Consider the following 12128-nt stretch of genomic DNA (forward strand, 5'->3'; position numbering starts at 1 on the left):
CTGCCGCGGGCCTATTCCGTCCTGGCCGCCTCGGCTTCCACCGCACTTTCCTGCTCGGAAGGGCTGGGGGCGTTGTCGATCAACTCGGTCTTGGCACTCCGGATGGCCGTAGTGATCTCCGCGAGTTTGGCTTCGCTGAGATTCTGGATCGAGCTGCCTTCCTCCGCGTTCGCGAAGTGATCGAAGACCGCGTCGCCGCGCACGGACAGCGCATAGGCCAGGGTCTTGTCCAGCTGGACTTTGGCCTGCTTATTGAGATTCAGGCACCAGCTGTTGCGGTGGGTGGCTCCGGTGGCGATCCCATTGTCGATCAACTCCTCCAAGCTCTTGATCGTCGCCGGGGGCATGGAGGCCTTGTTCGGAACATAGAACTCAAGAGCCAGATTCAGTTGGCTGGAGATGGCATAGGCGCGCATGTTGGTGGCGCCGCATTGGATGCCGAACTGAAAAATGGCAATCGCACCGAAGACCAGCGCCAGCGGGAGCAGGAGAGATTTTATTTTATTCATGGAGGATCGAGGGGAGAGTCACGCAGCCCCCCCCGGGGGGGGGAGGAGCCTTAATCTAGCTCCCGGATTTGCGTGCTGTCGATCAACTTTTCCCGTGCGTACATCTTCGTGATCACGACCAGCTGGTCGCCGGCTTTGGACCAGCCCCGGTCCTTCAGCATGGAGAAGGCGCGTTGGATGGTGGTTTCGTGATCGTGGTCAAAGTCCATGTAGAAGGGCTCGACCCCGCGCAGGAGCAGCAATTGCTTGAAGAGCGGCTCCTGGTCCGTGAAGGCGTAGATCGGCACCTGGGGGCGCAGGGAGGAAAGCTTCTGGGAGAAGACCCCGCGGCGTGTGAAGACCATGATGGCCGCATCCAGCTCGGTGGCCAACTGTGCCGCGGAACGCAGCATCATGGAACGAGGCAGGTTCAGCGGGAGGTTCGTTCGGATCGCCGGATAGGACTCGGCTTCGACCGATTCCATTTTCAGAGCGATCCGGTTCATCACCTCAACGCACTCGATCGGGTATTTGCCCACTGTGGTTTCACCTGAAAGCATCACGCAGTCGGCCTGCTCGCGGATCGCATTGGCGATGTCTGTGACTTCGGCGCGGGTCGGAATCGGTGACTCGATCATCGATTCCAACATGTGAGTAGCGACGATGACCGGTTTGGTTTCCTGGATACAGGTGTCGATCGCTTTCGATTGGATCGCCGGCAGGTCCTCGAAGGGGCACTCGATGCCCAGGTCGCCGCGGGCCACCATCAGGCCGTCGGAGGCCTTGATGATCTCATCCAGATTGCTGATCGCTTGCTGGTCTTCGATCTTGGCGATGATCTTTGCCTGGGAGTCTTGTTTCTCAAGATAGTTCCGGAAGACCACCAGATCCTGGGGCTCGCGCACGAAGGACAGGGCAAAGAATTCGATTTTCTGCTCGATCCCGACGTCGATGTCCGCCTGGTCCTTCTTCGTCAGGGAGGGCAGGTTCACGCGCACGCCGGGGAGGTTGATGTGGCGGCGGTTGCCCAAAGGCCCCGGGATGATGACTTCGCAGCGCACGCGGTGGCCGTCGATTTCCAGTACCTTCAGGCGGATGAGCCCGCTGTCCACCAGCACGGTGTCGCCCACGCTCATGTCCTTGGAAAAGCCCGGATAATTCACGTCGACCCGGCGAACGCCGTCTTCCCCCGTGCCACCCAGACCTTCGTCATAGGTGAAGTCGAAGGTTTCACCCTTCTCCAGTTCGAATGTTTCGGGCACATCGCGGGTGCGGATCTCCGGCCCCTTCACGTCCATCATGATGGCGATGTGGCGGCCTACGCGATTACAGACGCTGCGGACGCGCTGGATGATTTCACGGGTCCATGCGTGGTCGGCGTGCGCCATGTTGATGCGGCAGATATCCACGCCGCTAGCGATCAGCTCCTCCAGCTTTTCTTCGCTTTGGGTTGCCGGCCCGATTGTAAAAATGATTTTAGTTTTGCGGTATGGTTTACTCATTCTGATGGAATGTTACATGGTTGCATTTGAAGCAGCTGCGATACCGAAAGTGGGATCGACTACATGTAGCTGTAAATTTGCATGAATTCTGCCCAAGGGTGCAAATTTTTCACGCACGAGCGGTACGCTATTACAGTCTTTACTAAGGTGGGCAAGGTAGACTTGACGTAATTTTGTGTTACCGTTCAGTGACTCGAGTAGATTGAAGGTTGCATCATTGGAGAGGTGCCCATGCCGGCCCCGGATCCGTTGTTTGGTGCTCCAGGGGCGTTTATTGTCCTGCTCCAGCAGGTTTTCGTCGTAATTGGCCTCGATTACAAGGGTTTCGACTTCGCAGATATGGCTGCGCACATTCTCCGGCACATAGCCGAGGTCGGTCACCCAGGCCAGGCCCTGCCGTGGCGAGAACAAATCGTCGTCTTCTCCCCAGTGGAAGCGGTAGCCGACTGGGTCATAGGCGTCGTGGGGGAGTGAGAAGGTGCAAATTTCGATGTCGCGGAAGCGGAAGCTGGCGCCGGTCTCGAAGTATTGCCAGTTGGCCGGGCGGCAGAGTTTGGCCTGGACCGCATCCGCGGTGTCGCGGTTGGCGAAGATGGGCAGGTCGGGACGGCGGGAGAGGCCGCGCAGCCCCTGCGCGTGGTCCTGGTGCTCATGGGTGAGGAAGACGGCGTCGAGGTTGGCGAGGGATTCGCCGATCCCCTCAAGCATTTGCCCGATGCGCTTCCCGCTGAAGCCTGCGTCGATTAAAATTCGGGTATGGCCGGTGCGCAGCAGGGCGCAGTTCCCGCTGCTGCTGGAGCCTAAAATCTGGAAGTCGGACAGCATTTTGCGGGACTGTAGGCCTGTCGCCTGCTCTCGCAAAGCTATTTTCCGAACTTGCTTCTTTTCCCAAGCTGCGCTTACTTGCCCGGCTTCACTTCGCAGAACCCTGTCCCGGCTTGCCTGTCGTGGGGGAACTGCGGTAAGGTGGTATGAACACGTCCGATCCGTAAAAGTCATGAACAAAAAATCCAGCAGTCCATCCGATATGCCCAGCCTCGCGGCCAACGCGAAGCCACGGAAGGTGTATGATGAGAACTTCGTTCTCACCGACGCCTACCGCGATGCGCTGCCCGATATGCAGAACGCCGATGCTCAGGAGATCTTCGGGGCCAATGTCCCGATCCTCAAGGTCGGCATCTCCAATTTCAAGCTGCCCTTGCGCTACATTACGCCGACATCGGACACATTGACCCTGGAAACGTCGATTACCGGTACGGTGTCTTTGGAGGCCGACCAGAAGGGGATCAACATGTCCCGGATCATGCGCACTTTCTATGAGTATTCCGAGCGGATTTTTACGCCGGACCTGCTCGGCGATATCCTGATCGCGTACAAGGAAACACTGGGTGCACACTGTGCCCAACTGAAGCTGGACTTCAATTATCCGATCCTGAAGCCGAGTCTGCGCAGCGGTCTGGAAGGTTGGCAATATTACCAGTGCGCCTTCGAGGGGAAGTTGGACGACCTGGATCGTTTCCGCAAATACATCCATTTCGATTTCATCTACTCCTCCGCTTGCCCCTGTTCCTCCGAACTGTCCGAGCATGCGCGCGAGTCCCGTCAGGTCTATGGAATCCCGCATTCCCAGCGCAGTACGGCCCGCGTCAGCGTGGAGGTCGCCGAGGGCAAGCACCTCAGCATCGAGGAAATCCAGGCGCTTTGTTTGGAGGGCCTCAAGACTGAAACGCAGGTCATGGTGAAGCGGGAGGACGAGCAGGCATTTGCCGAGATGAACGGTGCCTATACCAAGTTTGTGGAGGACGCCGCGCGTCTGCTCTATGAGCAATTGGCCTCGGAGCCCCGTATTGCGGACTTCCAGGTGGCCTGTGCCCACTTGGAGTCACTGCACTCGCACGATGCGGTCGCGGTTATCAATAAAGGGGTGCCCGGCGGGTTCACGGGGCAATTTGACGGTTTTAAAAGCTTGATCCGCTAGCAAGATTGCGGGAGATGGAACACACGTCTAATTTCTTGTTCCAACCCCACTAAAATTGTAAAATTCGTCGCAAAGCGGCCGACTGAGTCACAACTCGAGTGACTTGGCTTGGGATTTGCGGTGCTATGACCCGTTATGAATTCCTCTCTACCAAAAGCATCCTCGGATCCGGCTGCCCGCCCGTCCGGCACTGGAGACGAACTATTCGATGTCGTCGATGCAAATGACCATGTGATCCGCACCGAGCGTCGTTCGGTCGTGCACCGGGAAAAGCTCCTGCACCGTGCGATTCACGTTTTTGTGTTTAATGCGGCCGGACAGCTATACCTGCAGCGCCGTTCGATGACGAAGGACAGCGCGCCCGGCAAGTGGGTTAGCTCCTGTTCCGGGCATGTCGACAGCGGGGAGGACTATGATCCGGCCGCGACGCGTGAACTGGCGGAGGAGATCGGACTTTATGCGCCTGCCAATTTGCGGCGCGTATTCAAGGAGTTGCCATGCAAGCAGACCGGCTATGAATTTGTCTGGGTCTACCGCTGCGAAGCCGAGGGCCCCTTCACCCTGGATCCGGAAGAGGTGATCGAAGGCAAATGGGTGGGTCTCGAGGAGCTGGATGCCTGGATGGCGGAGCGCCCGCGGGATTTTGCTTGGTCTTTCGCCCACCTCTGGGAAATCTTCCGCGCGCGCTAGTACGCATCTTCATGGGGCTCAGGCTCTTTTGAGGACCTGTAATGCGGGGTTGCAAGAATTTGCCACCATAGCATCCTTCTTGCTTTGACGCTCAAGATGCGCACATTCTGTGCCTTCGATATTTGATTATGGTTCAGGCTCAAGACATCCCTACCGTCCTGGTGATCGACGACGACGACGATCTGCGCTATTCCCTCAAGCGAGTCCTCTCCGGTCGCAACTACAATGTGATCGAGGCGGACAGTGGTGAGCAGGGGATCCAGATGGCGGAACAGCATCACCCCCAGGTCATTCTTCTGGACAACCGGATGAAGGGCATGAGTGGCATGGAGGCCTTGCAGCATCTTCGGGGGATCAACCCTAATGCCATGATCATTCTCATGACCGCCTACGGGACTACCCAGACGACGATCGAGGCGATGAAGTTTGGGGCTTTCGACTACATAATGAAGCCTTTCGATCTGAAGAAGATTGTCAGTCTGACCGAGTCGGCCATTGCCGCCTCGTCCGACATGAACAAGGCGAGCAAGGAGGAAAAGCCGGGCAAGGTCACCCAAGAGGACATCGAAGGCGGCATTATCGGCAGCTCATCGGCCATGCAGACGGTGTTCAAGATGATCGGTCAGGTGGCTGCGAGTGATGTCACTGTCATGATCACCGGTGAGAGCGGTACCGGCAAAGAGCTGATTGCCCGCGCCATCTTCCAGAACAGTCTACGTTCACAAAAGCCATTTATTGCGGTCAACTGTGCCGCTATTCCTGAAAATCTGATCGAAAGCGAACTGTTCGGTCACGAAAAGGGTTCCTTCACCGGAGCCACCAACCAGCGTATCGGCAAGTTTGAGCTCTGCGATGGCGGCACGATTTTCCTCGACGAAATCGGCGATATGGCACCCTCGACCCAGACCAAGATCCTGCGTGCCCTCCAGGAGGGGGAGATCCAGCGGGTCGGTAGTAGCGAGACGATCAAGGTGAATGTGCGCATGTTGGCGGCCACAAACAAGCCGCTGGAGGAAATGGTGCGCGAAAAGACTTTCCGTGAAGACCTCTATTATCGTCTGAACGTTGTGCGCATCCAGTTGCCGCCCCTGCGAGAGCGGATGGAGGATGTGCCGCACTTGGTGGATTTTGTTCTCAAGCGTCTGGCGCGCGACAGCAAGGCGGCCGTGCACTCGATTTCGCCGGAAGCGCTCAATGTTCTTTGTCGCTACAACTGGCCCGGCAATGTGCGTGAGTTGGAAAACCTGGTCTACCGTAGCGCGGTCATGGCTCAGGGGGAGATGATTCTGGTCAAGGATCTGCCTCAGGAGATTGTCTCTGCCGTGGCACAGAGTTCAGGCCTGTCCAAGCCGCCTTTCCCGGAGGCGGATGCCGAGGTTTCCGCTGCGATCCCCGTGCCGGAGGTTGCCTCTGAGCCGGTTGCGGAGGCGCCGGCGGCAAGTGTGCCGGTGGTGGAAGACCTGCCGGCCACTCTGGTGGGCGAGCCGGCTGCGGATCCCTTTGATGCGGTGTATGAGGCGCTGCGCGGTGCGCATGGCAGTAATATCCTCGAACATCTGGAGCGTGAAATCATTCAACGCGCGCTCAAGGAAACCGATGGCAAACAGGTCAAGGCCGCCGAGATCTTGGGGATGACCCGTGCGACCTTGCGCAAGCGCATCGATCAGTACGATCTCAGCAAGTGATTTCTAAGCGATTGCGGGCCGGTCGTCCGGTCTAGCGGTTCACGAAGGCATGTATCTTGGCTTCGGCGCTGCGGCCGTCCGGGCCGCTGCCTCGGATCGTGATGCTTTCCCGCATCGGATCCGTGAAGCTTTTGGGGATGACCTTGAGGATTCGGGCGGCCTTGCCGCTGGGATCCATGGCTTCGGTGACTTCAAGTAGGTCCTTGTTGTATTCGATTGCCGAAATCGTGTCGATGTACTTGGTGTCGAGCAGGATGCGGGAGCTGCGCGGCGTTTCCGGACTGTCTTTGGTCCAGTAGACGATGGCCGGCTGGGCGTCGATCAGTACCGGAATGTTGATGATCATATGCAGGGTTGCCACCGCGTCCGGTGTATTGTCGAGGTAGACCTCCAGCTTGGTGTGGTTCTTGCCCCGGCGTTTCCCTTTGTTAAAGGTTGCGACGATTGTGGTCGATTCGCCCGGTTTGATGATCTTTCCCTCGACGATGGATCCGGTGCAGCCGCAGCTGGTTTTGATCCGGGCGATACGGAGGGTGTCGTCACCGTCGTTGGTTACTACAAATTCCGCCCGGACCTGCTCCTGGTCCGGGGCCATTTCAATGCGTGCCTCGGTCTGGTTCCAGCGAAGCTCGGCTTGGGCGGAAGCGTTATGAATGCCAAGGCAGAGGCCGAGGAGCAGGCTCAGGGACAGTGCGAACGGATATCTGGATATCATTTGCTTACTCAAGGGAATCCGCCTGCGAACGCAAGCGGGCAGGTGCATTCCGCCAACTGCTCCAAACCAGTCCCAAGCTGCCCAGCCAGAAAATACTGTTTCGGGTGATCAGCCAGGCATAGTTCGTCTGTACCTCAGACGCACCGAAGCAGCCGCAGCTTACCTCAAGGCCCCGCACCCACGCGGCGAGATTGATCCCGATAAACATCAGTAGCAGGGTACTCACGGTCAGTGAGGAGGCGCGCTGAATCGGCCGGATGAGCAGGCCGAAGCCGGCAAAGATCTCCAGCCAGGGCAGAAAGAGGGCGATCCAGGGCGAGGCCTCCAAGGGCAGCACGCGGTAGGATGTTACCGATACCGCGAAAGACTGCGGATCGAGTATCTTGTTGAAGGCGGCGGTCACGAAGACGCCGGCCAGGACTAGTTGTACCAGAAGCCGTACGGCCGAGAGTCTGTGGTGCGTGGTCATAGATGCCAGCCTCCCTTCAGGCTGTAAATCTCAGCATCGGTGATCGAGCTGCGCAGTCGTTCTGCCACTCGCTTGCTCGTGCCGCAGGCCGCGTCCGAGCAGTATACGATGATCGGGCGCGGTGCCTGTAGCCATTCTTCCATCACCATGATCAGGCTGTTGTCCCAGTCCGCTTCGTCGAACCAGAGAGCCTGCTCGATGTGCCCTTCGCTGTATTCGGCCTCACTGCGGGCGTCCAACCAGATGACTTCGAGTGCGGACGCATCTACATAGCGGATTTCGCCGGCTTGAAGCTCGGGTTCGGCCCAGGGGAGTGGCGACCACCCCCGGACCAGCGAGTAGGCGGATCCGATCACAACCAAGATGAGGAGCAGCGAGAACTCTTTGATTAGGGAAAGCATGATACAGGTCAGCTACCCATGTGCAAAAGCAGCCGGAGCGCAAGCTCTGCGCTAGCGATCCGTGTGAGCTTTTGTCATCCGCTTCGGGTCGAGGGCTTCGTCGAGCTGTGCGGCGTCCATCCATCCTTGCTCCAGCACGACTTCGCGCAAGGTTTTGCCTTCGGAAAAGGCCTGCTTGGCTACCTGTGCCGCTTTGTCGTAGCCGATATGCGGGTTCAGTGCGGTGACGAGCATGAGCGAGCGGTGGACCAGTGTGGCGATCTGTGCCTTGTTGAGACTCAGCCCCAAGATGCAGCGTTCGCTGAAGGTTCGGCAGGCATTGGCAAGGCATCGGATGGTCTCGTGTAAGGAGTAGGCGATCAGCGGGATGGTCACGTTGAGTTCGAACTGGCCGTCGCGTCCGCACATCGCGACGGTCTGGCAGAGTCCCTGGGTGTAGAGACAGGTTTGCACTATCATCTCGCTCATCACCGGATTCACTTTGCCTGGCATGATGGAGGATCCCGGCTGCGTCGCAGGGACTTGCAGCTCGCCGAGGCCGCAGCGCGGTCCCGATCCGAGCCAGCGGATGTCATTCGCTATCTTGGTCAGGCTTGCTGCGATGGCGGTGAGCTGGCCGGCGACCTCCACGCAGTCGTCCCGTGCCGCCTGGGCTTCGAAGTGGTTTTCCGCTTCCCTCAGGGATAAGCCGGTATCCTCCTTGAGGATGCGGACAACCCGGCTTGCGAACCCAGGGTGAGTGTTGATCCCCGTACCCACCGCTGTTCCCCCGATTGCTAGCTCCTCCAGCGCGGAAAGGGACCGGTCAATCCGTATCAGAGATTTGGATACCTGTTGGGCGTAGCCGGAAAACTCCTGGCCCACTGTCAAAGGGGTCGCGTCCATCAGGTGGGTCCGTCCGATCTTGACCGTTTCGCGGAATAGTTCCGCCTTCGCCTGTAATTTGTTTCGCAACAGGCCCAGCGCCGGCTTGAGTTCGTCCCGCAGGGCGAGGGCCACGCTAAGGTGCAGCACGGTCGGCATCGTGTCGTTTGACGATTGGCCGAGGTTGCAGTCGTCGTTTGGATGCACCGGTTCCTTTGAGCCGATGGGCTTGCCGGCATATTGGCTGCAGCGGTTGGCGATCACCTCGTTCGCATTCATGTTGGTCGAGGTGGCTGACCCGGTCTGGAAGATGTCGACCGGAAAATGCGCGTCATGGCGCCCAGCCTGGATCTCTCGCGCCGCTTTCTGGATGGCGTCCGATTTGGCCGCATTCAGGCGTCCCAGTTCCTCGTTGGCTCGTGCGCAGGCATACTTGAGCAGACCGAGGCTGTGGATGAAACCGGCGGGCATGGGATGTCCGCTGACCGGGAAGTTCAGCACGGCGCGCTGGGTGGACGCGCCAAAAAGCGCCTCGTCGGGCACTTCCATCGATCCCATGGAGTCTGTTTCCGTGCGCATGCCTCAAATATAGCGCACATCCCGACCTTTTTCGAGCGAGACGGGTATACTCGTCGTCCGGTCAGCCCCCTGCATTCCTTTATTTAACCTTTCACTTTTCTACCTTCCTACTTTCATACTCTGGCTATGGCCGTATATACCAAGCAGATCCAAGTCACCGCACCGGGGAAATCGACAAAGGAGTTCACCCATGAGATCGAGACCGGCTTGCATGAGTCCGGTCTGAAGGAGGGCGCCGTCACGGTTTTCTGCTGTCATACCAGCTGCAGTCTGGTTATCATGGAAAATGCGGATCCTTCCGCGCGCCGCGACCTCGAGCGCTTTATCGACCGTCTCGTGCCGGAGGACGACCCCGACTTCACTCACACCTACGAGGGCCCCGATGACATGCCCAGTCATATCAAAATGGCCCTGACCCGCACCGCGGAGGTGATCCCCTTTGTTAACGGTCGCCTCTGCCTCGGCACTTGGCAGGGCGTCTTCCTCTGGGAGCACCGCGTCCGCAGTCACAGCCGCCGCATTGTGCTCAGCTATCAGGGGGAGTAGGTATCTGGAGTTTTGGGGCGGACACGCCCATCGACTTAGACGCTCAGGGCTGGTAGAAGCGCGTCCCCCTTATATCTTTAGACTCGCTTGCTGGATGGAAGCGATACGCTTCCGCGCGTCGGTCGCGGGCTTGTACGTGAAGTCGACAGTGGAATCGCGGGATTCATCGGTGAAATACCTAGACAGCGTGATGCGGCCTGTTTAGAAACATAGCATAATGCCGTTTGTGTATGTCGTCGCATTATTCTTCCGTTTTAGGTGGCTTTACCTGGGCTCACTAGTGGCGGTAGCGTGCTCGGAGCAGTCACCTTCAGTACGTGGCTTCGGCCTACGCGACCATTGCTCTGGTTCTCATTTTGGATTCGGTACGCCGGATGGCGTCAAAGAACATACATTCTACAAGTTCTTCGCGAACAACTCGCTTTTGCCGAAGGAAGGCGCTGAATCGGGGTGAGTCGTCAAGGTTTTGCAGGCGCTGCTACAGGAAAGAAATATGCACGAAGTTTTCAGAGATATCGACACTGTCAAAGTTGGGATGATTGACGGACTCCTGAGAGAATCGGGAATCCCAACGGTGCTTAAGAATTGGACGGGGGGATCGAACATCACTTCCATTCCCATCCCGTCACTCTACCCGACGGTATACGTCTTAAACGATTCCCAAGTGAATGATGCAAAGGAGCTGATTAAAGACTTTTTCGAGGCCGATTCAGGAATGGCAGAAGAATGGAATTGCAGTAAATGCGGCGAGACCGTTGATGGATTTTTGTCCGAGTGTTGGTCATGTCAGACTCCCAGAGAAGGGGAGTCAGGCCGGAGCGAGTAAGCAACACCTTTATGCTGTCATGATTCAACGATTTGTCCTTGAATGAAAGGTGTCTTCCAAAAGGTTTCGGCCATCCTGTCGAAACCCATTTTCCTGCTTTCGATCGTTCTCTGGTTCTGTATTGCGATCCACGTTGGGTTTCATCTCCTTGCCGGTAGGGTGATCGGTGAATCCAGCTCAATCGAGGTGGAGAGAAATGGGACCGAGATGCTTGTTGATGTCCTTGGTCTCGTTCTGTCTGTAGCCTTCATCAGACTGTCTTGGCAGGGACTGTGTCACTGGCCGGGGAAGTACCCGAAGTTCCGGTTCGAGGCGAAAGGCGCAAGTCCTATTGATGCGGATCGCCGGATAACCCGCCCTTCGGGAGACGAAGCATGAAATGAGCTGGCTTTCACGAATAAAGAAACTCTTCCGCTCCCCGGAAAAGGCGGTAAGCGTGACTGTGACCCAGGATGGTCTGTCGGTGTCGAGCGAGGCCGAAGCTGTCGCGACTCTGTCTTGGGATGAATTGGACGAAGTTTACGTCTATACGCTGCCTTACCGTATGCTTGTCCCGTGTATCTTTTGGCGGCTGGAGGGGTGCAATGGCGAAGTGGACTTTCCGGACCGGGCTGTCGGTGCCCGTGAAGCGGCGAAGGTCCTTTATGATTTGCCTGGTTTCGATATGCATGCGTATCAGCGCTCCTTGGAAGGAATGCTTTCAGAGCCTATTCGCGTGTGGAAACGTGAGCGGAACTGAGCCCTCGCAAGTTAACGGGGCGGGGGCGCTGGAAAAAAATTACCGGTCACTACGGGCGGCGTTCAGGTTTTTCCAGATTGTCCACAAACCGAACGAGGCCGGAATTCCTGCGAGGTAGTAGAGAAAAGGGGCGTTGCTGGCATCGCCCCGGATGATTGCGCTCTCTTCGGGCGCCTTTGGATTATACATGATGGTGATGGGGTTCCCTTCAGGGTAAAGCTTTGCCAGCTGTCGTATTTCTGATTCGGAGCTGTTGTAGATGCCTAGGGCATAGCGCTGTCCTGTGTAATCCTGTCCATTGACTCGGTAGGTATAGCTCACCTGGAAGCGGTAGCCTGTCTCCGTGTGTCGGTTATCGCCCGTGCCGACGCGCTTGGTGTAGGTCTCGATCTCGCTCTGCCGTATCGTGGCACCGGCGTTCAGCCAATCGGCGGTGGCTGCCCATTCCCGTTGAGACTTGCCGGCCAGCGAAGCGCACCATGACGCGGCGAAGAGGGAGGCCCCGATGATGAGTAGGCGTATACGGTTGTCCTTGTCCCCGATGCCGATCCGGGCTGCGGCGAAGATGAGGACGACCAGTGCGATACCATAAGCTAACATGGATTCAGCCTGTCATTCCCTGAGGGCGGCTGCAAGTGCCTAACCG

Annotated in this window: 15 protein-coding genes; 7 read left to right on the plus strand and 8 right to left on the minus strand. The window is 57.7% G+C overall.

Annotation, left to right across the window (positions count from 1 at the left end; translation table 11 throughout):
- Positions 1-11: 11 nt before the first annotated feature.
- The 3 genes from O2597_RS09720 to O2597_RS09730 are packed head-to-tail and all read right to left on the minus strand — an operon-like array spanning position 12 to position 2815.
- On the minus strand, positions 12-509 hold the full coding sequence (locus O2597_RS09720) for a hypothetical protein (protein ID WP_269524381.1): 498 nt from the start codon (positions 507-509) through the stop codon (positions 12-14).
- A 50-nt stretch (positions 510-559) separates the two neighbouring features.
- Complete coding sequence (gene pyk / locus O2597_RS09725; protein WP_269524382.1) at positions 560-1990, minus strand: pyruvate kinase; 1431 nt, start codon at positions 1988-1990, stop codon at positions 560-562.
- 12 nt (positions 1991-2002) lie between these two features.
- Positions 2003-2815 (minus strand): MBL fold metallo-hydrolase, encoded by an 813-nt coding sequence (locus tag O2597_RS09730; RefSeq protein ID WP_269524383.1) that lies wholly within the window; start codon positions 2813-2815, stop codon positions 2003-2005.
- A 172-nt stretch (positions 2816-2987) separates the two neighbouring features.
- Between O2597_RS09730 and folE2 the strand changes: the two genes are divergently transcribed.
- The 3 genes from folE2 to O2597_RS09745 all read left to right on the plus strand — a co-directional run bounded on the left by folE2 (position 2988) and on the right by O2597_RS09745 (position 6343).
- The gene (gene folE2, locus O2597_RS09735) at positions 2988-3968 is read left to right on the plus strand and encodes a GTP cyclohydrolase FolE2 (RefSeq protein ID WP_269524385.1); all 981 of its coding nucleotides are present in this window, start codon (positions 2988-2990) and stop codon (positions 3966-3968) included.
- A 135-nt stretch (positions 3969-4103) separates the two neighbouring features.
- A complete protein-coding gene (locus O2597_RS09740) occupies positions 4104-4658 on the plus strand; it encodes an NUDIX hydrolase (protein ID WP_269524386.1) in 555 nt (184 codons plus the stop codon).
- Between the two features lie 128 nt (positions 4659-4786).
- On the plus strand, positions 4787-6343 hold the full coding sequence (locus tag O2597_RS09745; protein WP_269524387.1) for a sigma-54-dependent transcriptional regulator: 1557 nt from the start codon (positions 4787-4789) through the stop codon (positions 6341-6343).
- Positions 6344-6374: 31 nt separating this feature from the next.
- Here O2597_RS09745 and O2597_RS09750 read toward each other — a convergent pair whose 3' ends face one another.
- From O2597_RS09750 to O2597_RS09765, 4 genes are read right to left on the minus strand one after another with little or no spacing between them, the layout of a single operon-like run.
- Positions 6375-7058, minus strand: a complete 684-nt coding sequence (locus O2597_RS09750) for a DUF1573 domain-containing protein (RefSeq protein ID WP_269524389.1) — start codon at positions 7056-7058, stop codon at positions 6375-6377.
- Between the two features lie 4 nt (positions 7059-7062).
- Positions 7063-7527, minus strand: a complete 465-nt coding sequence (locus O2597_RS09755; RefSeq protein ID WP_269524390.1) for a MauE/DoxX family redox-associated membrane protein — start codon at positions 7525-7527, stop codon at positions 7063-7065.
- Positions 7524-7928, minus strand: a complete 405-nt coding sequence (locus O2597_RS09760) for a rhodanese-like domain-containing protein (RefSeq protein WP_269524391.1) — start codon at positions 7926-7928, stop codon at positions 7524-7526. Before O2597_RS09760 ends, O2597_RS09755 begins: the two co-directional genes overlap by 4 nt.
- A gap of 51 nt (positions 7929-7979) precedes the next feature.
- Positions 7980-9371, minus strand: a complete 1392-nt coding sequence (locus O2597_RS09765) for a class II fumarate hydratase (protein WP_269524392.1) — start codon at positions 9369-9371, stop codon at positions 7980-7982.
- A 126-nt stretch (positions 9372-9497) separates the two neighbouring features.
- On the opposite strand from O2597_RS09765, the gene O2597_RS09770 reads away from it, so the two are divergent.
- From O2597_RS09770 to O2597_RS09780, 4 genes are all read left to right on the plus strand, one after another.
- Positions 9498-9917 carry a secondary thiamine-phosphate synthase enzyme YjbQ gene (locus tag O2597_RS09770; protein WP_269524394.1) on the plus strand — a complete coding sequence of 140 codons (420 nt, stop codon included), beginning with the start codon at positions 9498-9500 and terminating at the stop codon, positions 9915-9917.
- A 493-nt stretch (positions 9918-10410) separates the two neighbouring features.
- Positions 10411-10743, plus strand: a complete 333-nt coding sequence (locus tag O2597_RS18745; RefSeq protein WP_425603759.1) for a putative signal transducing protein — start codon at positions 10411-10413, stop codon at positions 10741-10743.
- A 42-nt stretch (positions 10744-10785) separates the two neighbouring features.
- A complete protein-coding gene (locus O2597_RS09775; RefSeq protein ID WP_269524395.1) occupies positions 10786-11121 on the plus strand; it encodes a hypothetical protein in 336 nt (111 codons plus the stop codon).
- A gap of 1 nt (position 11122) precedes the next feature.
- Positions 11123-11482, plus strand: a complete 360-nt coding sequence (locus O2597_RS09780; RefSeq protein ID WP_269524396.1) for a hypothetical protein — start codon at positions 11123-11125, stop codon at positions 11480-11482.
- 39 nt (positions 11483-11521) lie between these two features.
- Here O2597_RS09780 and O2597_RS09785 read toward each other — a convergent pair whose 3' ends face one another.
- Positions 11522-12082 carry a DUF3592 domain-containing protein gene (locus O2597_RS09785; RefSeq protein ID WP_269524397.1) on the minus strand — a complete coding sequence of 187 codons (561 nt, stop codon included), beginning with the start codon at positions 12080-12082 and terminating at the stop codon, positions 11522-11524.
- Between the last annotated feature and the right edge of the window lie 46 nt (positions 12083-12128).

It is taken from the genome of Coraliomargarita parva (assembly GCF_027257905.1).
Lineage (GTDB): Bacteria > Verrucomicrobiota > Verrucomicrobiia > Opitutales > Coraliomargaritaceae > Coraliomargarita_A > Coraliomargarita_A parva.

What these genes read in the sequence shown, in the direction of transcription:
- O2597_RS09720 (WP_269524381.1), bottom strand. Translation starts at nt 509, where the DNA reads ATGAATAAAATAAAATCTCTCCTGCTCCCGCTGGCGCTGGTCTTCGGT.
- pyk (WP_269524382.1), bottom strand. Translation starts at nt 1,990, where the DNA reads ATGAGTAAACCATACCGCAAAACTAAAATCATTTTTACAATCGGGCCG.
- O2597_RS09730 (WP_269524383.1), bottom strand. Translation starts at nt 2,815, where the DNA reads ATGCTGTCCGACTTCCAGATTTTAGGCTCCAGCAGCAGCGGGAACTGC.
- folE2 (WP_269524385.1), top strand. Translation starts at nt 2,988, where the DNA reads ATGAACAAAAAATCCAGCAGTCCATCCGATATGCCCAGCCTCGCGGCC.
- O2597_RS09740 (WP_269524386.1), top strand. Translation starts at nt 4,104, where the DNA reads ATGAATTCCTCTCTACCAAAAGCATCCTCGGATCCGGCTGCCCGCCCG.
- O2597_RS09745 (WP_269524387.1), top strand. Translation starts at nt 4,787, where the DNA reads ATGGTTCAGGCTCAAGACATCCCTACCGTCCTGGTGATCGACGACGAC.
- O2597_RS09750 (WP_269524389.1), bottom strand. Translation starts at nt 7,058, where the DNA reads ATGATATCCAGATATCCGTTCGCACTGTCCCTGAGCCTGCTCCTCGGC.
- O2597_RS09755 (WP_269524390.1), bottom strand. Translation starts at nt 7,527, where the DNA reads ATGACCACGCACCACAGACTCTCGGCCGTACGGCTTCTGGTACAACTA.
- O2597_RS09760 (WP_269524391.1), bottom strand. Translation starts at nt 7,928, where the DNA reads ATGCTTTCCCTAATCAAAGAGTTCTCGCTGCTCCTCATCTTGGTTGTG.
- O2597_RS09765 (WP_269524392.1), bottom strand. Translation starts at nt 9,371, where the DNA reads ATGCGCACGGAAACAGACTCCATGGGATCGATGGAAGTGCCCGACGAG.
- O2597_RS09770 (WP_269524394.1), top strand. Translation starts at nt 9,498, where the DNA reads ATGGCCGTATATACCAAGCAGATCCAAGTCACCGCACCGGGGAAATCG.
- O2597_RS18745 (WP_425603759.1), top strand. Translation starts at nt 10,411, where the DNA reads ATGCACGAAGTTTTCAGAGATATCGACACTGTCAAAGTTGGGATGATT.
- O2597_RS09775 (WP_269524395.1), top strand. Translation starts at nt 10,786, where the DNA reads ATGAAAGGTGTCTTCCAAAAGGTTTCGGCCATCCTGTCGAAACCCATT.
- O2597_RS09780 (WP_269524396.1), top strand. Translation starts at nt 11,123, where the DNA reads ATGAGCTGGCTTTCACGAATAAAGAAACTCTTCCGCTCCCCGGAAAAG.
- O2597_RS09785 (WP_269524397.1), bottom strand. Translation starts at nt 12,082, where the DNA reads ATGTTAGCTTATGGTATCGCACTGGTCGTCCTCATCTTCGCCGCAGCC.